Raw genomic sequence first — 22,197 nt, 5'->3', positions numbered from 1 at the left:
GGCCGAGGTCGATACCGAGGTCGATACCGAGGCCGAGCCTGAGCCCGATACCGATCTCGATACCGATAGCGATCCCGATCCCGATCCCGAATCACCCCGCCCTTCCCTCTGCGGGTGCAAGCAGCCCATGACCGCTGAGCGCTCCGCCATCGCCGTGCTCGCCTGGTGCGAGGCCCCCGACGGCCCGCCGCCGCGCGGCGACCTGGGCGACCTGGCGGAGCTGGCCCGCCCCGGCGCCGCCGCCCGCGCCGCCCTCGCCCGCGCCGTCGCCATCGCCGCCGCCCGGCTCGGCCTCGCGCCGCTGCTCGCCGAGCCCGCCGCGCCGCTGGCCCCCGAGCCGCTCTGGCTCGCCGCCGCCATCGGCGCCGCGCCGCAGGCCGCGGCCGAGCGGCTCATCGACGCCTGCCCGCCGACTCGCGACCTTGCCGACCTCATCGCCCGCCACGCCGTCGTCGGCCCGGCGCTGCTGCACCTGCCGGCCGTCACCGCCGAGCAACTGCTGCTCTGCTCGCCGCTCACCGCGGTGCTGATGCTGCCGCCCCGCGGCGGCGAGGACGAGGCCGTGCTGCTCTGCGAGCGCCTGGCCGCGACCGCGGCCGGGCGGCGCCTCCTGGTGCACGCCTTCGCCGCCGCCGAGGACCACCCCGGCCTGCTCGCCTGGCGCGGGCGGCTCATGGAGGCGCTGCGGCTCGGCTCCGCCGGCGCCCCGGCGCGGCCCGAGCTGATCGTCGACATCGTCGAGGCCGCGCTCGCCGGGCACCGCGCCGACTGGGCCGCGCTGATCCGGCGCGCCCTCGCCAGCCTCGGCGCCGACACCGACCCCGCGCGGCTCCACCTCGCGCTCGCCGCCGGGCGCTGGTGGGAGTCCTTCCGCGCCGTCTACCGCAACGACCCGCGGGCGGTGCGCGAGCGCGGCTATCTGGACTTCCACGTCTACCTGGAGGGCCTGCGCCTCGCCGCCCTCACCGCGTCGCTGCGCGCCGCGGCCGAGGGCGCCGCGTAGGGTCCGCTGTGCGGACCTGTTGCTTCGCGCCTGCCCTTTAGTCCGACGCGACCCTTGTCGTCCCCCCAGCTCGCCTCCCGCAGAACCCGCACCCGCCCCACATCGATGAACCTCGCCCCGCTCACCCTGGACCCGCAGGCCTTCACCGACCTCCTGGTCGCGGACGACCGCCGCACCCTGGCCGAGCTGCTGGCCCTGGCCCCCGCCATCGCCACCAACGCCGTGCTGGATGCCAAGACCCTCGGCACGCCCCTGTCGCTCCTGCTTATCAGCGTCGTCGACCCCGCCAAGGCGGGCCTGGTCCCGCCCGATGCGGCCGCGGCGCGCGACCCCGCCGGCCCCGGCGACGCCCGCCCCGACACCGGCGACGGCACTGCACCCGCCCCGCCCGCCGCCGGTGCGGCGCAGCCCGGCGCCGCGCCGGACCCGGCCGCGGGCCTCGGCACCGGGCACCCGCCAACCATGACCGAGGCCCGCGCCGTCGCCATCGCCTACCGCGCCGAGGTCGGCAAGCTCGCGAGCTTCCTGCGCGCGCGCCTGTCCGTGCTGGTCGCCTGCGAGAAGCTCGTGGTGCCGCACCTGTGGCCGCGCATCGTCGCCGATCTCTTCGTGCCCGCCGCGGACGGCAGCCCGCGCGAGATCAAGCTCACCCCGCGGCTGCTGGACCTGCCGGCGGAGGCGGAACAGCCCGGCCTGGGCGGCGGCCCCAACCGCCTCGCGCAATTGCGCGCCACCATCGCCGAGCTGAAGCCCGACGAGGTCCTGGTGATCCCGAACCTGGACCTCCTGGGCGGCGGCGGCGAGAAGACCCTGGGCCGCGAGTCCCGCGAGCTGACCGAGGCCATCTACGGCGCCCTGGACGCCCTGGTGCTCGCCTTCGTGGACCCGACCCTGCCGCCCCCCGAGGTGGTGGCCGCGCGCTTCGCGGTGCGCGCGGAGGTGGAGGGCCTGCCGGCGGCCGTCGCCGACCCGGCGGCCGCCGCGGACGCGCCCGCGGTGCCCATCGGCCGCGCCCTCATCACCGCCGGCGAGGCCGCCCTGTTCGCCGACCTGTCCCCGGAGGAGCTCTACAAGAACATCGCCGGCCTGAACCCGGTGCGGCTGCGCCAGGCCATGACCTATGCCACCCAGGCCGCCCGCGATCAGGGCCACGGCCCCGAGCACCCGGCCCCGACGGCGCTCCTGATCGACGCCCTGCGCGCCTTCAAGGCCCAGTCCGCCGAGCAGTTCGCCGTGCCGGACATCGGCTTCGAGCACATCGGCGGCTACGACGAGGTCAAGCACCTGCTCGGGCGCGCCATCACGCTCATGACCGGCGGCGGGCGGCTGCAGGACAACCCGGGGCTGGACGCCCTGCGCAGCGAGCTGATCCCCCGCGGCTTCCTGTTCCACGGCCCGCCCGGCACCGGCAAGACCCTGTTCGCCAAGGCCGTCGCCAACCGGCTCAACGCCACCATCCGCGTCGTCTCCGGCCCCGAGGTCACGGACATGTACGTCGGCGAGAGCGAGCGCAAGGTGCGCGCCATCTTCGCCGAGGCGCGGCGCAACGCCCCGTCGGTCATCGTCTTCGACGAGATCGACTCCATTGCCGCCAGCCGCACCGGCCGCGACGACGGCGGCTCCCGCGCCGGCAACGCCCTGGTCGCCCAGATCCTCACCGAGATGGACGGCTTCCGCCCGGACGTGCCCATGCTCGTCATCGGCACCACCAACCGCCTGGAGCTCATCGACCCGGCCCTGCTGCGCCCGAGCCGCTTCCAGCCGATCCACATCGGCCCGCCCATGCGCACCGCCCGCCGGCACATCGCCGCGATCCACGCCGAGCACTTCCAGGTGCCCGCCGACGACGGCCTGCTCGACGTCATCGCCGACGCCACCGAGGGCCTGAGCGGCGACGACATTCGCTCCCTGTTCCGCGACGCCTGCGTCGGCCACTGGTTCGAAGACCCGCCGCAGCCCATGGACCCCTGGCAGCTCGGCTGGCTGGTCGGCCGGCTGCGCACCCGCCTCGACACCCAGCGCAGCGGCGCCACCGAGCCCCGCCCACCGCCCCGCCGCGGCGAGCGCCGCCAGCCCAGCGACGGCATGATCCCCTACCGGCGCCGCACCGGCGAAGCCGCCGAGCCCGACCCTTACTAACGATTCAAGAACAAGTTGCACATCCTCTTGAAACTACGAAACACGCGAAAAGCGCGAAATTGCGGTGAACCCTGACTGTCCGGCTGTCCTTTCGCGTATTTCGCGTGTTTCGTAGTTGAAAAAACTGCATTGCTTGTTTTTGAAAACTGTGACTAACGACCATGGCGACCAGCGCCACCCCGGAAGATGAAAGGCGCTGCTCGCCATGGCCGTTTCCCTCACCCCGGCCCTCTCCCAGAGGGAGAGGGAGATTAAGGAGCGCGCTGCGCGCGACTTTCATGGTAAGCGAAGCGCATCCACCAACCGGCTCCGCCCACGCACCTTCACCACCGCCTTCGCACCGCCACCCGACGCCCACGCACCGCACAAGGACCACCCAGCCATGCCCCTCTCCCACGACGCCGCCAACACCATCGCGCGCCTGAACCGGGTCGCCACCAACCTCAAGCTCCTGTTCGCCCGCCGCGACGCCGCGGTGGACCTGCTGCGCCTCGCGCTCGTCACCCGCGAGCACTGCCTGCTGCTCGGCCCGCCCGGCACCGGCAAGTCCGAGCTGGTGGCGCGCTTCGCGGACGGCGTCAACGCGCGCCGCTTCGACTACCTGCTGACCCGCTTCACCGAGCCCTCGGAGCTGTTCGGCCCCATCGACATCGAGCGCTTCCAGGGCGGCACCTACGTCGTCAACACCGCCGGCATGCTGCCGGAGGCCGAGATCGCCTTCCTGGACGAGGTCTTCCAGGCCAGCAGCGCCATCCTCAACACCCTGCTCAGCGTCGTGCACGAGCGCATCTTCCACAACGGCGCGCAACGCACGCAGGTGCCGCTGATCGCGCTCTTCGGCGCCTCCAACCAGCTCCCGGACGACCCCACCCTGCGCGCCTTCTCCGACCGCTTCGTGCTGCGCCTGGAGATGACCCCGGTCGCCGACGAGCACCTGGGCGACCTCTTGGAGCGCGGCTGGGCGCTGGAGCAGCGGCGCCTCACCGCCGCCGCCGACGACACCGCCGCCCTGCTCGCCCCGGAGCAGCTCGGCGCCCTGCACCGCGAGCTGGCCGCCGTCAAGCTCGGCCCCCTCCAGACCCAGTACCAGGAGCTCGCCCGGCAACTGCGCGCCGAGGGCGTCGAGCTCTCCGACCGCCGCCTGGTCAAGGGCCTCAAGCTCATCCGCGGCGCCGCGCTGCTGGAAGGCCGCGACCAAGCGACCCCCGCCGACCTCTGGCCCCTGCTCCACTGCTGGAACGCCCCCGAGGACCGCGCCGTGCTCGCCGAGGTCATCCAGCCCCTGGTGGACGAGGCCGGCGGCCCCGCCGGCGAGACCCACCGCTCCATCCCCGACCTCACCGACGCCCTGGACCTGCTGGAGAGCCGCGCCGCGGACCTGACCGGCCAAGGCGCCCAGACCGCGCACTTAGGCGCCCTGGCCCAGATCCGCCGCGAGCTGCTGCTGCACCACCCGGACGAGGCCGAGCTGCGCGGGCGCACCGAGGCCGTCATCGCCCGGGTGCTGGAGGGGATGCGCGAGGAGCTGGGCTGAGGGCCAGACAGTGGCAGCGCAGCCGGTGCGGTTCATGCGGCGGTTCTCGCCGGGGGCGAAGGCGCTTCGGTGCTGCGCCTGGTCGCCGGATGGGCGCTGGTTGGCGGTGGGGGGTATGGACGGCCGGGTTCGGCTGCTGGACCGGGACGGTGCGCAGCGATGGCAGGGGGAGGCGGCGCGTGGCTACATCACCAGCGTGGCCTTCCCGCCCTCCGAGGCGACGCCCGGCGGCGGCAGCGACGACGGCCGGGGCTGGCTGGCCGCGGAGCATGATGATGCGATTCTGCTGCGCGATCTCGCGACCGGCGCGGAGCTGTTGCGGCTGGCGGGGCACGGCGGCGGAAACAACGTCTGGTCGCTCGCCTTCGCCGACGGACCGGACGGCCTGCTGCTCGCCTCCGGCGCGGACGACAACACCATCCGGCTTTGGGACCCGCGGGCGGCCCTGGCCGCGGCAGCAACGTCAGCAGGATCCGCCAGCCCGCGGGTGCTGGCGGGCCACCCCATGACGGTCCGATCCGTCGCCTTCAGCCCGGACCCGCGGGCCGCCCCCGGCGGCCTGCTGCTCGCATCCGGCTCCGATGACCGCACGGTCCGGCTCTGGGACTGCGCCACCGGCCGCGAGCTGCGGCGGCTGCAGGGGCATTCCGACGTGGTTTGGTCGGTCGCCTTCGCCCCGAACCCGCACCGCCCGCTGCTCGCCTCGGGCTCGCACGACCGGACCATCCGCCTCTGGGACCCGCACAGCGGCCGGGCGCTGCGGGTGCTGACCGGGCACGAGCACTTGGTCCTTTCCGTCGCCTTCGCCCCGGGCACGGGCCGGCCGATCCTCGCCTCCGGCTCAACGGACAAGACCGTCCGCCTCTGGGACGCCGACACCGGCCGGGAGCTGCAGCGGCTCGACGCGCACGAGGATTGGGTCAACTCCGTCGCCTTCGCTCCCGACGGCACCCTGGCGTCGGTGTCCGACGACGGCAGCGTCTGCCTCTGGGACTGCACGGACCTGGTGCAGCCGGCGCGGCCGGCGGCGCCGCGCGGCGAGGCGAGCCTGGCTCACTGGCTCGCGCGGCAGGCGCGCACGGTCGGGCGCGCGCCGGCGCCGGACCCCGAGCCCGCGCCGCCGCCGCCCTGGGTGCCGACCGGGCTGCCGAACGACACCACGCCGGGGTCGCTCGGGCGGCTCGGCGGCGGGACGGGCGACGATCGGGTCTCGTCCGTCGCGCTGAGCCCCGACGGGCGCCGGGCCTACAGCGGCGATCTCGGCGGCCGGCTGCGCGCCTGGGACCTCGCCGACGGCCGCCTGCTGTGGGAGACCCGCGCCCATGAGCGCTGGATCACGGACCTGCTGCTGGACCCGAACCTGGGCCTGCTGTCCTGCTCCGGTGATCGCATCCGCATCCAGGACCCGGCCGGCGGCGCCGAGGTGCGGCGCATGACCGGTCACGACGATTTGGTCTGGTCCATCGCGCTCCGCCCCGGCGACGCCACCGCGCCGGCGCTGCTGGCCTCCGCGTCGCAGGACGGCACGGTGCGGCTCTGGGACCCGCGCGCCGGCCGCGAGGTCGCGCGCCTGGCAGGCCACGGCGGCGGCGCCCTCACCGTCGCCTTCAGCGCCGACGGCCGGCTGCTCGCCTCGGGCGGTCGCGACCACAGCGTCCGGCTCTGGGACCCGGACCGCGGCGGCGCCCTCGGGGTGCTGGCGGGGCACGCGGACGATGTCTGGTCCGTCGCCTTCGCGCCGCGGCGCGGCCCGGCCGCGGGGCTCCTCGCCTCGGCGGGCGCAAACGCCGACCCGAGCATCCGCCTCTGGGCCGACCTGCCCGGGCCTGGCGCCGGCGCGCAGACCGGCCCCGGCCGCGAGGTCCGGCGGCTGACCGGCCACACCGGGGCCGTCTTGTGCCTGCGCTTCAGCCCGGACGGCCACCGGCTCGCCTCGGCCTCCGGCGATCGCACCGTCCGCGTCTGGGACCCGGCCACCGGCGCCGAGCTGCACCGCTTCCGCTTCAAGCTCGGGTATTATGGCCGCCGCCTCGCCTGGTCCCCGGACGGCGCCTTCCTCGCCGCCGCCTGCTTAGAGGATGGGCTTCGCCTCTGGGACACCCGCGACAGCCTGCCGGCAAGCGCGGCAAGCCCGGGCCGCCCGACACGCCTCGCTCCCACGCTCCAGCGTGGGAGCAAGGGCGGACGCTCCAGCGTCCCGTCGGCCGCGGGCGAGGTGATGGCGCCCGAGCCGGCAACAACGGGCGCCGGCGCGTCGCGGCCGGAGGCCGCTGCCACATCACCCCCCACGGCGGCACCCACGGTCATCCCCGCCGCCCTCGCCCCGCTCCCGCGCCTGTGGTCCGCCCTGCACCGCCTCGGCATCGACTGCCCGCTGTCGCTGCTCGCGGACCTGCACGCGCTGCTCTCCGGGCGCCTGCCCCCCGGCGCCGAGGCCGACGGCCCGCTGGCGCCGGTCGCCGCCCACCCCGGCCTCGCCCGGCTGCGCGCGCTGCGCTGGCCCGGCGGCGCCTGGCCGGCGCTGATAGCCCTGCTGCTCAGCAATCGGGATGGGCCCTGGCCGGGCGGTGCGGCCTGGGCGCCGCCGACCGAACCGCCCGAACCGCCAAACCGCGGCGTCGCGGCTGGAAGCCGCTCCCACGGGGAGGCCGACGACACGCTGGCCCTCGCCCCGAGCCAACTCGCCGAGCGACTGCACGCGGCGCTGTGCGCGCCGGCGGTGCCGACCGCGGCGCCGCCGCCGCCGGTGGGCTTTCTGCTGCCGGCCCTGGCCGCGGTGGACGAGCGGCTGCTGGCCCTGCTGGCGGCGCTGGGCCCGCGGGCGCTGGCCGCCGACCCGGGCCTGGTGCTGCGGCTGCGCCACCGCATCGGGCACCTGCCGGCGCTGGCCGCGCCGCAGCGCCGGCTGCTCGCGACCCGCATCGCCCCGGTCGAGGCCGGCCCAGCCCAGGGCGGCGGCGCCGGCTTCGACCGCGCCGGGCTCGCGAGCCGCGGGCCGGTGACGGCGCTGCTGCCCTCGCAGCTCGCGCTGCCGCCGGCGCTGCTGCTGCACCGGCACCTGAACGGCGGCCTGCTGTATCGCGCCCGCACCGGCCGCGAGCCGCCGCGGCTGCGCCCGACGCTGATCCTGCTCGACACCGGCCCCGCCTGCTACGGCCCGGTGGAGGCCCTCACCCGCCCCGGCGCCTATGCGCTGGCGGAGACCCTGGCGCAGCGGCGCATCCCTGCCGTGCTGCTCGGCACCGGCGCGCACCAGCTGCACCTGCTGGACCACCCGGCCGGGCGGCTGGAGATCCTCACCGCCCGCACCCTGGAGCCGGCGGACCCCGCCGCCTGCCTGACCAAGGCCCGGGCCCTGCTCGCCGGGCTCGACGGCGACGCCCTCGCGCCCATCGTGCTGCTCTTGACGCACTGCTTCTTCGCCGCGGAGGCCGAGCGCCTGCCGGCGGTCCCCGGCCTGCGGGCGCTGTTCGTGCGCTATCCGCCGCGCCGGGGCCAAGCGGCCACAGCCGGCGGCGACCGCACCCAGTGCACCCGCCCCGCCTTCGCCCGCCACTGCGAGCACTGGGAGTGCCTGGGGCACGATGAGCTCGCCCGCGTGGCGGCGGCCATCGGGCGGTTGATCGCGTGAGCCCCACGCCGACCGTTCAGCGCGTGCCGAGGCTCTGCCTCGGTACGCCTCTTCGCGGCGCTGCCGCCCCGGCGCCTGCACTGGCGGCAGAGCCGCCGGACCCGGTGCCGAGGCGGAGCCTCGGCACCAGAACGACGATCAGACGCGCCGCTGGAGCGGCCGAGGGATGCGTCACGGCGCTGGAGCGCCGTGACGATCAGCAGTTCATTCTCGCGACACCGCTCCAGCGGTGTCGCGCGTCCGCGGGCGCTCTGCGCCCAGGTGCGCCCAGGTGCGCTCAGGCGCTCAGGTGCGCTCAGGCGCGGGAACGGCGCGCGGCGCGCGGCGGCAGAGCCGCGAATAGGCGTGCCGAGGCAGACTGCGGCACGTCATGGGGCTCGATGTCCCGCCGGACCTGCTGGAGCTCGAAGGCGCCACCGGCCGCATCGTGCCGGTGCGTCAACGCCGCGCCGTGCCGCTGGCCTGGACGCCCTTCCAGGGCTCCGCCTCGGCACCAGAAGGAAGAAGGGCTCACACGGAGCCGCAGAGCCACGGAGACCACGGAGACCAAGGAGGCAGAATTCTTCTCTTCTCCGTGTCTCCGTGCCTCCGTGCGAGCCTTCTTTTTTCAGCTCGTGCCGAGGCTCTGCCTCGGTACGCCTCTGCGCGGCTCTGCCGCCCCGGCGCCCTGCACTGGCGGCAGAGCCGCCGCGCCCGGTGCCGAGGCGGAGCCTCGGCACCAGCAGGAAAGGCGGAGCCTCGGCACCAGCAGGCAAGGCTGACCCGCGATCGCCGACCCTTCACGTAAGCGACACCACCGCTGTCCCGAATCTCGCGTGTGATAATCCCCCGCGCCCATCGTTTCACGAGCACCTCGACCCGGGAACCCCGCCATGTGCAACCCCAGACGCGTCCGCGTCACCGCCACCCGCCAGGTCCGCGAGGCCTGGGAGCGCGAGGTGCGCCGCGCCGCCACAGTGAGCCTCACGGTCGGCGGCGAGGCGCGCATCCGCCAGCAGCTCGACGCCTCCGTGGGCGCGCCGGCGCTGATGGCGATGCAGCTGCGCCTGGCGCGCGGCGCCGAGGGCGGCTGCGACGGCTGGGTGGCCCAGCCCGACGGCGCCTATCGCCACGACGTGGAGGGCGGCTACGTGCTGTACCACCCGGCCGAGCGCCAGTTGGAGATCGTCGCCACAGCCAGCGCGACCCTCACCGGCACCGGCGTCGCGAGCCAGACCCTGGGCGGCACCCTGGAGGCCGACATCGAGGCCACCGCCGAGGCCGGCTACTACGACGACGGCTGGGGCGGCCACACCGAGGCCGCCGCCCGCCGCGAGGCCGAGCAGGCCGCCGCGCGCAACGCCGACGCCGGCGCCCGCCAACGCCTCGACGCCGCCGCCGACGCCGCCGAACAGGCCGCCGACCCCGCGCTGACCGCCGCCGCCGCGGCCGACGGCCGCCGCCGCCTGGAGGCCCGCGCCGAGCTGCACCGCGCGGAGCTGGAGCAGCGCGCCCGCGAGCACCTCGCCGAGGTCGGCATCCGCGCCCGCCAGGCCTTCCACCGCCTCCTCGCCCTCGGCTACCGCGACGCCCTGGAAGGCCTCGCCCGCCGCCGCGGCGTCGCCCCCGGCGACATCGACACCCGCGAGACCGACGACTACCTGGAAATCGACCTGCTGCTGCCGGACTAGCGCCCCCGAGACCGGATCGGGATCGACATCGGGATCGGGATCGGGATCGGGATCGACATCGGGATCGACATCGGGATCGGGATCGACATCGACATCGGGATCGCTACCGGGATCGACATCGGAACCGAGATCGCAATCGGACAATCGCCATCAAAAGAATCGCCACCAAATGCCAACCCGTATCCGCTTCCGTCTGAACAAGCTCACCGGCGAGGTGGAAGAGTTCCTGGTGGACGACCAGGACCGCACCCTGCCGGAGGCCGAGCACGAGCGCATCGCCGCCGAGGTGGGCCGGGTCATCGCCCGCAACCCAGTGCTGGAAGAAGTCCTCGGCCCACCCACGCCCGCCGCGCCCGAGCCCGCCGAGGACGAGCCCGGCGCGCGCGACCGCGAGCGCGCCCCGGACGAGCGCGCCACCCTGCAGGGCGGCGGCGACGACCCATGACCGACGCCCCCACCCGCGCCCGCCTGCTGGCCCAGGCCGCCCGCTGCTACCACAACGCCGGGCTCGGCGCCGACGCCGTGCGCTGCCTGGAGCTCGCCGGCGACTGGCTCGGCGCCGCGCTGATGCACCGCGACGCGGGCCGCCCGAGCCGCGCCGCGGACTGCTTCGAGCGCGCCGGGCGCCACGCCGACGCCGCGGACTGCCACCTGCGCGCCGGGCGCCCGGACGCCGCCGCCCGCTGCCTGGAGCTGGCGGGCGACATCCCCGGCGCCGCCTGGCTGCTGGCGCACCTGGCCGGGCGACCGCAGCACGCGGACGCCGTGCTGGCGCGCTCGCCCGCCGCGCCGACGGCCCAGGACCGGCCCAACCCCGACGCGGCCGGCGCCGACCAGAACGCAACCACGCTGCCCGCGACCACGCTGCCCATCGCCCGCGCCCTGGTCCGCGCCCGCATCGCCGCCCACCGCGACCACGCCGCCGCCGCCCGGCTGCTGCGCCGGGCCACGGCCGACCTGGCGGCGCTCGCGCCATCGCCGGGCCACGCGCGGCCCTGGGGCTGGGCACATACCCTGGCCGAGCAGGTGCTGGAGCGCGCCGACCTCACCGCCGAGCTGCACGCCGCCGCCCACCGCGCCGGCCTGCCGGACGGCGCCGCCCGCTGGGAGGCCTGGGCGCACGGCCGGCTCGGCGACAGCACCGGCGTGCCCGAGCCGCCGGCGGGGCCTGACGACCCCACCGGCCCCGTGCCCGACCCGGCCCCCGCGCGCGAGCACGACGCACAACCCACGACGCACAGCTAACGGAGGCGCCCCATGACGGAGGGCAAGGACTCGGGCTTCGGCTTTCGCATCCGCCCGCTCGGCACCACCGAGGGCCGAACGGACCAACCAGGCACATCCACCGCCGCCCCCCGTGCGGATAAGCGCAGCGCATCCGCCGCTGCCGGGGCCGACAACCGCCCCGCACCCACCGCACCCGCCCCACCCCCCGCGCCGCCCAACCCCGGCGCACCCCCGCCCCCCCACACCGGCTGCCGCTTCGCCTCGGCGCAGGCCGCGCTCGCCTTCCTGGGCGCCGTCGCCGCCGCCGGCCTCGCCGCCGAGGCGCGCGCCCGGCGCGGCCCCGCCGGCGCCTGGTGGGTGGAGGTGCCGGCACCCTGGCCGCGGCTCGCCGCCCACGCCGCTGCCGCCGGCGCCCGCGCCTATGCCGGCGAGCGCACCGACTGGACCCTGCTGCCCGCCGACGGCAGCGCCCCCGCGCCCCCGCCCGCACCGGGCAAGGCGGTCGGCGAGGCAACCCGCGGCGCCCTGCGGCTGCACGAGCCGGCCGGCGACCTCACCCTGTCCGCCGCCGACTGGCCCGAGGCCGGCCTCGCGGACCTCGTCATCGCCACCGCGCTGCGCCCGGCGCGGGCGCGCCGGCTGGACCACGTCGTCTGCATCACCCCCGCCGCCCTCGCCCGCACCGTGCTGCGCCGCGCCCTGAACCTCGGCCTCGCGGTGCGCCTGGGCGCGGCGGAGCGCGAGCCCCTCGCCCCCGGCGCCCCCGCCGCCGGCAGCGGCGCCGCCGCGTGGCTTTGCATCGCCTGGGGCGGCGAGCGGGTGCCGGGCGCCTTCCTGGACGCCCTGATGCGCCTGCCCTACACCATCGTCGCGCGGGCGCCTGGGCAGGCCACCGGCGCCGAGCCGGCCCCGGACCGCCCGCCGGCGCCGGCCGCCGACGCCGACCTGCCGCCGCTGCTGGTGGACTACCGCCACGCGACGCCGCTCTCCAGCGGCCTCATCGCCCCGCTGGTGCCGGCCGGCGAGCACTGGCTGCTGGCCGGCCCGGACGCGGGCCACTGGCGGGTGCGGCTCCGCGGCCGGCTCGTGGACGCCGCGGAGCTGGTGGCGCCGCCCGCCGCCGCGGCGGTGCCGGCCCCGGCAGCCACGGCCACGAGCACGCCCCAGGGCGCGCCCCGCCCGGCGCCCGGGACCGCCCCCGTCGCCGGCGCCCTGCCCACCCCGCCGCTGCCGCTGCGCCTGGTCCGCCGCCACGGCCCGACCCGGGCACCGGACGCAGTGCTGCTGGACGACGGCGAGCTCTCCGCGCTCGCCGTCTACCTGCAAGGCCGCCCCGCCGCCGAGAGCGCCTACCTGGTGCTCGGCCCCGGCCGGCACCTGCTGCTCGCGCCGGGCGGGCTGCTGGCCGGCATCCCCTTCGGCCTGCCGCTGGCGCTGCTCGGCCCCGGCGGGCTCTACCTCCAGCAGGGGCTCGCCTTCAGCCCGCCCTTGCCCGAGACCGCCCGCGCCCGGTTCTTCCCCACCGGCGACGACGCCCTGCTGGCCGTCAGCGCGGACCCCGCTCCCGACACCGACAGCCTCACCGGCGCCGCCGCCGGCGGCCACCCGCGCGCGGACCGCTTCGCCGCCGCCGACGCGCTGCCGGTCTGGACGCTCTGGGCCGGCCCGCCCCCCGCCATCGCCGCCGGCGTGGACGGCGCCGCCGCGGCCCGGCTGCAGGCCCTGGCCGCGGCCCTGGAGCCCAAGGCCCCCGAGCAGCCCAAGCGCAAGCTCCGCCTGCCCTTCGTCCGCCGCCGCGAGGCGCCCCCGGACCGCGACGCCCTGCTGCGCGAGGCCCTGGCCCTGGAGCGCGCGGGCCGGCTGGTGGAGGCCGCGCAGCGCCTGGAGCAGCTCGGCGAGCCGGCGGCGGCCGGGCGGCTGTACGAGCGGGCGGCGGAGCGGGCGGCGTCGTGAGGCCCGGCGCGCACCCGAGGCCGCGCCCGCGAGCGGCCTTTAGCCCCGAGGCGTCCCCGGCTCGGTCGCCGACCATGCAGTGGCTTGGTACGGCTTGGCGATGGGCGACGGGCGGTCGCGATGCCGGCCGGCTCGCGGGCGCTGGGCGCAGCGGCCTTCGGCCGGCTCGGCGATCGTCCGGATCGATGCGGGATCGGCGGCGGCCGGGCTGGTGCGGGGGCGCGGGCGCGGGCGGTCGCCGGGCGTGGCATCCCGGTCCATCCGCCGGTGCCGCAGGGCGCGCGCGGCCGGCTGAAGGCCGGCGGACCCGGGCGGCGCCGGTGCGGTGCTCAGGATGACCCTGTCGCAGGCGGTCTCGGCGGGGGGCGCACGGCTGCTGCGGCGTTTTCGGCCGGGCGAGACGCCGCTGCTCGCTTGCGCCTGGTCGGCGGATGGGGAATGGCTCTTTGCCGGCGGCAATGACAGCCCCCTGTACAAGATGAGCCGTACCGGCGAGGTCGTTTGGCGTGGAGATGTGGGAAACAACTGGGTGATATCGGTCGCTACGTCGGAGAGGCGCCGAACCGACAGACGGGCCCGGCAGCTCGTCGCTGCCGGGTCCGGACACGATGCTTGCTCGATCTGGCTCTGGGACGCAGAGACCGGCGATGAGCTTGCCCGTCTGGCGGGGCACACGGGTTGGATGGCATCGGTTGCGATCTGGGAGGGCGCATCGGAGACTGTTGTGGCCTCGGGTTCGCACGACTACACGATCAGGATTTGGGACCCGGAACGGGCGGTCGAGGTGCGCGTGCTGGAAGGCCATTGGGACTTGGTCCGATCGGTCGCCTTCAGCCCGGACCCGCGGGCGGCCCCCGGCGGCCTGCTGCTCGCCTCCGGCTCCTCTGACCGTGCGGTTCGGCTCTGGGACTGCGCCACCGGCCGCGAGCTGCGGCGGCTGGAGGGGCATTCCGACGTGGTTTGGTCGGTCGCCTTCGCCCCGGACCCGCACCGCCCGCTGCTCGCCTCGGGCTCGAGCGACCGGACCATCCGCCTCTGGGACCCGCACAGCGGCCGGGAGCTGTGGGTGCTGACCGGGCACAAGCGCGAAGTCATCTCCGTCGCCTTCGCCCCGGGCGCGGGCCGGCCCATCCTCGCCTCCGGCTCAGGGGACAAGACCGTCCGCCTCTGGGACGCCGAGACCGGCCGCGAGCTGGCACGGCTCGACGCGCACGAGAATTTCGTCTGGTCCGTCGCCTTCGCCCCCGACGGCACCCTGGCCTCCGTGTCCGAAGACGGCAGCGTCTGCCTCTGGGACTGCACGGACCTGGTGCAGCCGGCGCGGCCGGCGGCGCTGCGCACCGAGCCGAGCCTCGCGCACTGGCTCGCGCGTCAGGCGCGCACGGTCGGGCGCGCGCCGGCGCCGGACCCCGAGCCCGCGCCGCCCCCGCCCTGGGTGCCGACCGGGCTGCCGAACGACGCCACGCCGGGCTCGCTCGGGCGGCTCGGCGGCGGGACGGACGACGATCGGGTCACGGCCGTCGCGCTGAGCCCCGACGGGCGCCGGGCCTACAGCGGCGATTTCGGCGGCCGGCTGCGCGCCTGGGACCTCGCCGACGGCCGCCTGCTGTGGGAGACCCGCGCGCATCAGGACTGGATCACGGACCTGCTGCCGGACCCGGACCTGGGCCTGCTGTCCTGCTCCTATGATCGCAGCATCCGCATCCAGGACCCGGCCGGCGGCGCCGAGGTGCGGCGCATGACCGGTCACGAGGGTACGGTCTGGTCCATCGCGCTCCGCCCCGGCGACGCCACCGCGCCGGCGCTGCTGACCTCCGCATCGGACGACGGCACGGTGCGGCTCTGGGACCCGCGCGCCGGCCGCGAGGTCGCGCGGCTGGAGGGCCAGCGCGGCGCCGCCCTCACCGTCGCCTTCAGCGCCGACGGGCGGCTGCTCGCCTCGGGCGGTGGCGACCAACGCGTCCGGCTCTGGAATCCGGACCGCGGCGGCGCCCTCGGGGTGCTGGCGGGGCACGCGGACAACGTTTGGTCCGTCGCCTTCGCGCCGCGGCACGGCCCGGCCGCGGGGCTCCTCGCCTCGGCGGGCGCAACCGCCGACCCGAGCATCCGCCTCTGGGCCGACCTGCCCGGGCCTGGCGCCGGCGCGCAGACCAGCCCCGCCCGCGAGGTCCGGCGGCTGACCGGCCACACCAAGGCCGCCTTCTGCCTGCGCTTCAGCCCGGACGGCCAGCGGCTCGCCTCGGCCTCCAGCGATCAGACCGTGCGCCTCTGGGACCCGGCCACCGGCGCCGAGCTGCACTGCTTCCGCTTCGAGCGCGGGTATGGGAGCCACCTCACCTGGTCCCCGGACGGCGCCTTCCTCGCCGCCGCCTGCGCCGGGGATGGGCTCCGCCTCTGGGACACCCGCGACAGCCTGCCGGCGCGCGCGGCAAGCCCAGGCCGCCCAGCCCACCTCGCTCCCACGCTCCAGCGTGGGAGCCAGGGCGGACGCTCCAGCGTCCCGTCGGCCGCGGACGAAGCGATCGCGGCCGAGCCGGCAACGGGCGTCGGCGCGGCGCGGCCGGAGGCCGCTCCCACCTCAGCTCCCGCGGCGGCACCCACAGTCATCCCCGCCGCCCTCGCCCCACTCCCGCGCCTGTGGTCCGCCCTGCACCGCCTCGGCATCGACTGCCCGCTGTCGCTGCTCGCGGACCTGCATGCGCTGCTCTCCGGGCGGCTGCCCCCCGCCGCCGAGCCCGACGGCCCGCTGGCGCCGGTGGCGGTGCACCCCGGCCTCGCCCGGCTGCGCGCCCTGCGCTGGCCCGGCGGCGCCTGGCCCGCGCTGCTGGCGCTGCTGCTCAGCAATCGGGATGGGCCCTGGCCGGGCGGTGCGGCCTGGGCGCCGCCGCTCGCGGCTGGAAGCCGCACCCACGGGGGGGCCGACGCCGCCGCGGCGCTCGCCCCAAGCCAACTCGCCGAGCGCCTGCACGCGGCGCTGTGCGCGCCGGCGGTGCCGGCCGCGGCGCCGCCGCCGCCGGTGGGCTTTCTGCTGCCGGCCCTGGCCGCGGTGGACGAGCGGCTGCTGGCCCTGCTGGCGGCGCTGGGCCCGCGGGCGCTGGCCGCCGACCCGGGCCTGGTGCTGCGGCTGCGCCACCGCGTCGGGCACCTGCCGGCGCTGGCCGCGCCGCAGCGCCGGCTGCTCGCGACCCGCATCGCGCCGGTGGAGGCCGGGCCGGCGCAGGGCGGCGGCGCCGGCTTTGACCGCGCCGGGCTCGCCAGCCGCGGGCCGGTGACGGCGCTCTTGCCCTCGCAGCTCGCGCTGCCGCCGGCGCTGCTGCTGCATCGGCACCTGAACGGCGGCCTGCTGTATCGCGCCCGCACCGGCCGCGAGCCGCCGCGGCTGCGCCCGACGCTGATCCTGCTCGACACCGGCCCCGCCTGCTACGGCCCGGTGGAGGCCCTCACCCGCCCCGGCGCCTATGCCCTGGCAGAGACCCTGGCGCACCGGCGCATCCCCGCCGTGCTGCTCGGCACCGGCGCGCACCAGCTGCACCTGCTGGACCACCCGGCCGGGCGGCTCGAGATCCTCACCGCCCGCACCCTGGAGCCCGCGGACCCCGTCGCCTGCCTAACCAAGGCCCGGGCCCTGCTCGCCGGGCTCGACGGCGACGCCCTCGCGCCCATCGTGCTGCTCTTGACCCACTGCTTCTTCGCCGCGGAGGCCGAGCGCCTGCCGGCGCTGCCGGGCCTGCGGGCGCTGTTCGTCCGCTATCCGCCGCCGAAACGCCCGAGCGCGCCCGACAGCTACCGCTGCGACACCCGCACCCACCCCGCCTTCGCCCGCCACTGCGAGCGCTGGGAGTGCCTGGGGCATGACGAGCTCGGCCGCGTGGCGGCGGCCATCGGACGGTTGATCGCGTGAGCTGTAGGGTCGTCCGCTTCGCGGACCGTCCACGCGATGGTCGGAGTTATGATCAAGCCCCCGTGCCCCGCGTGAGCCTCAATCCTCCTTGGCACCGACCCCGGCCAGGCTGCGAAGAACCGGCGGCAAAGCCGCCAAGGCGAAGAGCCGAGGCGGCGCGTCGGCACGCGCAACTCCAGGAGCCACACGATGCAACTGACGATTCCGGACGAGATCCTCATCGGCCAGAGCCTGGATGAGCAGGCGCTGCTGGAGGCACTCGCCATCACACTCTATCGAGACGGCAGGATCACGCTCGGTCACGGCTGCAGGATAACCGGGCTCAGCGAGATCGCGTTTCAACGTCTGCTGGCTCATGCCGGCGTGGACCTCTACTACCCCGAGGAGACGCTCGACGCCGACCTGGAGACACTGCGACGCGGCATCGATTCATGAGTCGATCGCCGCCCGTTCACGTGAGCGATACCACCGCTGTTACAAACCTGGCCGCGGTGGGTCGGCTGGACCTGATGCAACGTATCTTCGGTCGTATCGTGATTCCGGAGGCCGTATTCCGGGAGCTGACCGACCATGGTGATCAGATTCCGGGCGCGGTGGCCGCCCGAACGGCATCCTGGATCGAGATCCGGCCGGTCGTTGATCATGGCCTTGTGGGTCGCCTGCAGCAGTCATTCACTCTCGCGACACCGCTCCAGCGGTGTCGCGCGTCCGCGGGCGCTCTGCGCCCAGGTGCGCTCAGGCGCTCAGGTGCGCTCAGGCGCGGGAACGGCGCGCAGCGCGGGGCGGCAGAGCCGCGAATAGGCGTGCCGAGGCAGACTGCGGCACGTCATGGGGCTCGATGTCCCGCCGGACCTGCTGGAGCTCGAAGGCGCCACCGGCCGCATCGTGCCGGTGCGTCAACGCCGCGCCGTGCCGCTGGCCTGGACGCCCTTCCAGGGCTCCGCCTCGGCACCAGAAGGAAGAAGGGCTCACACGGAGCCGCAAAGCCACGGCGACCACGGAGGCAGAATTCTTCTCTTCTCCGTGTCTCCGTGCCTCCGTGCGAGCCGAGCCTTCTTTTTTCAGCTCGTACCGAGGCTCTGCCTCGGTACGCCTCTTCGCGGCTCTGCCGCCCCGGCGCCGCGCACTGGCGGCAGAGCCGCCGCGCCCGGTGCCGAGGCGGAGCCTCGGCACCAGAAGGAAAGGGTGAGCCTCGGCACCGGAAGGCAAGGCGGCGCCTGGCGCCGCGAGCCGGCGGAATCGCCCTTGTCCACCACCTGATTCGGAGGTCGATGCGATGAGCGACGCGGGGCAGGACGCGGGCGGGCCGAGCTGGCGGCCGGCGGTGCTGTGGCACCGGGACGGGGGGCGGCTGGTCTGCGACCTCTGCCCGAGCGCGTGCGTGCTGCCGGCGGATGGGCCGGGCGCGTGCCGGGTGCGCCGGCGGCGCGGCGGGGTGCTGGAGACGGCGACCTTCGCGAGCGCGGTGCGGCACTGGCAGCCGGTGGAGCGCAAGCCCCTGTATCACTTTCGCCCGGGGCTGCCGACCCTGACCCTGGCCGCGCCGGGCTGCACCTTCCGCTGCGACTACTGCCTGAATGCCCCGCTGTCGCAGTACGGCCGGGACGCGGACCTGCCCTGGACCGGCGCCGCGGCGGACCCGGCCGCGCTGTTGGCGGCGGCCGCGGCGCGCGGCGCGGGCATCGCGCTGTCCTACTCGGAGCCGGGGCTCGCCGCGGAGCTGACGCTGGCGCTGCACCAGGCGGCGCAGGCGCAGGGCGGCGCGGTGCCGATCCTGTGGAAGTCGAACGGCTATCTGACCCGGGCGGCGCTGGACCTGCTCGCGCCCTGCCTCGCCGCCGTGAATGTCGACCTCAAGTGCGCGGACGACGCGAGCCACCGGCGCCTCACCGGCGCACCGCTGGCGCCGGTGCTGGCGACGCTGGAGGGGCTGCGCGGGCACGGGGTCTGGCTGGAGGTGAGCACGCCGCTGATCCACGGCATCAATGACCGGCCCGCGGCCATCCGCGCCACGGCCCGCCGGGTGCTGGCCCTGGGGCCGGAGACGCCCTGGCATCTGGTACGCTTCCTGCCGGAGCATCGGCTCGCCGCGCTGCCGCCGACGCCGCCGGCCCTGCTGGCGGACGCGGTGGCGATGGCGCGGGATCTGGGCCTGCGCCACGTCTACGTGGAGCGCGCCCTCGGCGACGCGGGCAGGCGCACCTGCTGCCCCGGCTGCGGCGCCGCGCTGATCGAGCGCGGGCGCTGGCGCCTCACCGACAACCGACTCCACGGCGACGGCTGCCCGGCTTGCGGGCGACCCCTCGCCGGGGTCTGGAGCTGAAACGACATGACCGCACGGCGCTTCGTCGCGGACCTGCCCGACCTGATTCAACCCGAGGACTACGCCGCCGACCCGCGCGGACGGCGCCTGCGGCTGCGCATCCGCGCCTCGGCGGACGGCGTAGAGGTGCTCGGCGACGCCATGCAGGTGCAGGAGCTCGAGCGGCTGCTCGCGGAGCTGAGCCCGGAAGAGATCGAGCAGATGCTGTGCGGCTGACGCCTGCCGGGGCGCGCTACCGGGCGGCGGGACGCCGGCCCGCGCCGGTCGGACACGTTCCGCATAGTTCACGCTGCGTCCTTGGGGCTTGACCTGACGACGAGCAGATTTTGGCGCGCGGGTGGCGGCCAGGGCGTTGCTCTATGACCTGTCCTCAAGCTACTTCAAGGGCAAGACCTGCCCGCTGGCGGCGCGCGTGTAATCGCGCGACGGCAAGCGCGGCACGCTGCCGGTCAACTGCGGGCTGCTCACCGATGCGCGCGGCTGCCCGGTGGCGATCTCGGCATTCCCCGGCAACAGCGCCGACGCCTCTACGTCATCCGCACGTCACTCGCCGCCGAGCAGCTCACGCCCGCGGATGCGGTGCGCGGAGCCATCGGGCTGTCGGACCAGCACCTCGCCGCTGCTGGTGACGACGGCCTCAGTTGTGCCTTCGTTGGTCGCGCCGTGCGGAGGGGCAGGGCTCAGGCGAGTGCCTGAGTTGCTCCCTATGGCATGCATCGAATCGTCACGCGACCGTTTGTGCCGGCGTCGTCCAGAAACCAACCAAGCGGCGCGGACGGCGCAAGCCGCTGCGGCCACCGCCGTAAAGGGTCTGTTTCAGGCGCCGAGGCGAGAAGCTTGGTCGCTACCCCCGCGTCCTGTCATCCGAACGATTCGCCACCCAGCCCCGTGGGCACGAGAACGCAACGCTGCGGCAGGATTGGAGTCGGAAGAATGGTGCAAAACGCACCATTAGCATTTGCGCGCCTGAGCCCACGCCAACCGCTCAAAAGTGGGATAGACCGGCGTCCAAAGGGCTGGCCGCCCGAGCAGCATGCCGGGCAAGCCCTTGACTTAACGAGAAAACGCCGATAGCGTCGGCACCTAGAAACGTGCCCTTCCGGGCGGACCCTGTCTTCACACGGCAGGGGTCGCTGGTTCGAACCCAGCCGCGCCCACCAGTCTAATCAAGCACTTGTCGCCGGTTTCTCGATCTCGCGGCAAGGCAGCGTGACATCCAACGTGACATCTCGCCCCTTGCAGGGGGCTACGCTGACCCGTCGGCGCTGCTGCTCCAGGCAGGTCGGGCAGCGGTAGGCGGCGCTTGCGGCGGGCTTGCGGGCACAATCCACACAGATTCCAGCTCGGCGCAGGCGCTCGCGGCGTGCGGCTTCGGCGGCGCGCTTGGCGGCGGCGCAGGTGCTGCAGCAGGTGCCGGCGGCGGCCGGTTGCTGGCCGCAGGCGACGCACAGGCCGGCGGCGCGACGCTCGCTGTAGCGCGCGCGCTCAGGCATCGTCGCCGCCGACCACGCGCAGGCCGGACGCCCGCCCGGCACTCGCGCCCTCCTCGTCCAGCACTTCGACCGCGGCGCGCACGCGCTCGGGGGCGAGGTGTGCGTAGCGCTCGGTCATGCGGATGGTGCTGTGGCCGAGGAGGTCGCGGACTTCGGGCAGCGTGACCTTGCCGGAGGAGACGAGCCAGGCGGCGCAGGTGTGGCGCAGGTCGTGCGGGGTGAAGTCCTCGATGTCGGCCTGCCGGCAGGCGCTCGCGAAGGATTTCTTGATGCTGGCGATGCGCTGGCCCTTGCTGTCGCAGAAGACCCAGGGGGCGCAGGCGCAGTGTGCGCGCACCCAGCCGGCGCTCGCCGGCGCCGCGGGCGGTGTCGGCGCGCGGCGCCCGCGAAGTCTCGGCGGTGCGGATGAGCCCAATCGACGCCCAGGGCTGCTTGACTGGACTGGGCATTAGCCACCATACTGGCGAGTCTCGTTTGCGACCGCTGCCAGGCTCGCTGCTCGTATTCGCTCCTCTCACGGACCGGCGGGCGTCATCTGCGGATCGGTCCAGGCACCCCCGTTATCCTGGAGCCGCCCCACATCAGGGCGCTCGCATGTCGGTATGGAATTTGGAGCCATGTACGCAGTCATCGAAACAGGCGGTAAGCAATACCGCGTCGCCGAGGGCGACAAGGTCCGCGTCGAGAAGCTCGACGCCGAGACCGGCAGCACCATCGACTTCGAGAAGGTGCTGATGATCGCCGACGGAGCCAGCGTCACCGTCGGCAAGCCCTTCATCGAGGGCAGCAAGGTCACCGCCGAGGTCGCAGGCCACGGTCGCGCGGACAAGGTGAAGATCATCAAGTTTCGTCGCCGCAAGCATCACATGAAGCGCCAGGGCCACCGGCAGTGGTTCACGGAGCTCAAGATCACCGGCATCCCCGGCGGCAGCGCGGCGGCAGCGGCCGCGACGAATTCAGTCGAGGAGTAGAGGCTCATGGCACACAAAAAGGCAGGCGGCAGCTCCCGCAACGGCCGCGATTCCGAAAGCAAGCGCCTGGGCGTCAAGCGCTTCGGCGGCGAGCGCGTGACCGCGGGCAGCATCTTGGTGCGCCAGCGCGGCACGCCGTTCCACAACGGCGTCAATGTCGGCTGCGGTCGCGACCACACGTTGTTCGCGCTGACCGACGGCGAGGTGCGCTTCGACGTGAAGGGGCCGCGCAACCGCCGCTACGTCAGCGTTGTACCGCGCGCCGAGAGCTGAGCAGCCCTGAGTCGCATCCCGGGGCACGCAGACCCGCATCGCCCGGCTCGCGGCGGCGGCTAGCGCCGCCGCCGAGGAC

Annotated in this window: 16 protein-coding genes; 14 read left to right on the top strand and 2 right to left on the bottom strand. The window is 75.4% G+C overall.

What is annotated here, in order from left to right; all coding sequences use genetic code 11:
- Positions 1-127 precede the first annotated feature (127 nt).
- From ML01_RS05550 to ML01_RS05490, 12 genes are all read left to right on the top strand, one after another.
- A complete protein-coding gene (locus ML01_RS05550) occupies positions 128-1,003 on the top strand; it encodes a hypothetical protein (RefSeq protein WP_058554411.1) in 876 nt (291 codons plus the stop codon).
- Positions 1,004-1,108: 105 nt separating this feature from the next.
- The gene (locus ML01_RS05545) at positions 1,109-3,142 is read left to right on the top strand and encodes a 26S protease regulatory subunit (RefSeq protein WP_058554410.1); all 2,034 of its coding nucleotides are present in this window, start codon (positions 1,109-1,111) and stop codon (positions 3,140-3,142) included.
- 382 nt (positions 3,143-3,524) lie between these two features.
- Positions 3,525-4,676, top strand: a complete 1,152-nt coding sequence (locus tag ML01_RS05540; RefSeq protein WP_058554409.1) for an AAA family ATPase — start codon at positions 3,525-3,527, stop codon at positions 4,674-4,676.
- A 10-nt stretch (positions 4,677-4,686) separates the two neighbouring features.
- Entirely contained in the window at positions 4,687-8,307 is a 3,621-nt protein-coding gene (locus ML01_RS05535) for a WD40 repeat domain-containing protein (RefSeq protein WP_082673982.1), read from the top strand.
- Positions 8,308-9,179: 872 nt separating this feature from the next.
- Complete coding sequence (locus tag ML01_RS05530; protein ID WP_058554407.1) at positions 9,180-9,977, top strand: hypothetical protein; 798 nt, start codon at positions 9,180-9,182, stop codon at positions 9,975-9,977.
- A 169-nt stretch (positions 9,978-10,146) separates the two neighbouring features.
- The gene (locus ML01_RS05525) at positions 10,147-10,422 is read left to right on the top strand and encodes a hypothetical protein (RefSeq protein ID WP_058554406.1); all 276 of its coding nucleotides are present in this window, start codon (positions 10,147-10,149) and stop codon (positions 10,420-10,422) included.
- Complete coding sequence (locus tag ML01_RS05520) at positions 10,419-11,222, top strand: hypothetical protein (RefSeq protein WP_058554405.1); 804 nt, start codon at positions 10,419-10,421, stop codon at positions 11,220-11,222. The genes ML01_RS05525 and ML01_RS05520 overlap by 4 nt, the downstream gene beginning before the upstream one ends.
- 12 nt (positions 11,223-11,234) lie before the next feature.
- Entirely contained in the window at positions 11,235-13,157 is a 1,923-nt protein-coding gene (locus ML01_RS05515; RefSeq protein WP_058554404.1) for a hypothetical protein, read from the top strand.
- Positions 13,158-13,491: 334 nt separating this feature from the next.
- Positions 13,492-17,058: a WD40 repeat domain-containing protein gene (locus ML01_RS05505; RefSeq protein ID WP_082673981.1), complete on the top strand. Its 3,567-nt coding sequence runs from the start codon at positions 13,492-13,494 to the stop codon at positions 17,056-17,058.
- Between the two features lie 189 nt (positions 17,059-17,247).
- Entirely contained in the window at positions 17,248-17,493 is a 246-nt protein-coding gene (locus ML01_RS05500) for a UPF0175 family protein (protein ID WP_058554401.1), read from the top strand.
- 841 nt (positions 17,494-18,334) lie between these two features.
- Complete coding sequence (locus ML01_RS05495) at positions 18,335-19,381, top strand: radical SAM protein (protein ID WP_058554400.1); 1,047 nt, start codon at positions 18,335-18,337, stop codon at positions 19,379-19,381.
- Between the two features lie 6 nt (positions 19,382-19,387).
- A complete protein-coding gene (locus ML01_RS05490; RefSeq protein WP_058554399.1) occupies positions 19,388-19,597 on the top strand; it encodes a radical SAM-modified peptide, FtsH ternary system-associated in 210 nt (69 codons plus the stop codon).
- A gap of 950 nt (positions 19,598-20,547) precedes the next feature.
- Here ML01_RS05490 and ML01_RS05485 read toward each other — a convergent pair.
- Both ML01_RS05485 and ML01_RS05480 read right to left on the bottom strand, forming a co-directional pair.
- The gene (locus ML01_RS05485; protein ID WP_058554398.1) at positions 20,548-20,874 is read right to left on the bottom strand and encodes a hypothetical protein; all 327 of its coding nucleotides are present in this window, start codon (positions 20,872-20,874) and stop codon (positions 20,548-20,550) included.
- Positions 20,867-21,211 carry a site-specific integrase gene (locus tag ML01_RS05480; protein WP_058554397.1) on the bottom strand — a complete coding sequence of 115 codons (345 nt, stop codon included), beginning with the start codon at positions 21,209-21,211 and terminating at the stop codon, positions 20,867-20,869. Before ML01_RS05480 ends, ML01_RS05485 begins: the two co-directional genes overlap by 8 nt.
- A gap of 280 nt (positions 21,212-21,491) precedes the next feature.
- Between ML01_RS05480 and rplU the strand changes: the two genes are divergently transcribed.
- Together rplU and rpmA are read left to right on the top strand one after the other, a co-directional pair.
- Positions 21,492-21,845: a 50S ribosomal protein L21 gene (gene rplU / locus ML01_RS05475; protein ID WP_058554396.1), complete on the top strand. Its 354-nt coding sequence runs from the start codon at positions 21,492-21,494 to the stop codon at positions 21,843-21,845.
- A 6-nt stretch (positions 21,846-21,851) separates the two neighbouring features.
- Positions 21,852-22,118 (top strand): 50S ribosomal protein L27, encoded by a 267-nt coding sequence (rpmA, locus tag ML01_RS05470; protein ID WP_058554395.1) that lies wholly within the window; start codon positions 21,852-21,854, stop codon positions 22,116-22,118.
- The last annotated feature ends 79 nt before the right edge of the window (positions 22,119-22,197 follow it).

Source organism: Thiohalocapsa sp. ML1, from assembly GCF_001469165.1.
Classification (GTDB): Bacteria; Pseudomonadota; Gammaproteobacteria; order Chromatiales; family Chromatiaceae; genus Thiohalocapsa.
The sequence above is the reverse complement of the archived record's forward strand: the minus strand, read 5'-3'. Positions and strand labels throughout refer to the sequence as shown.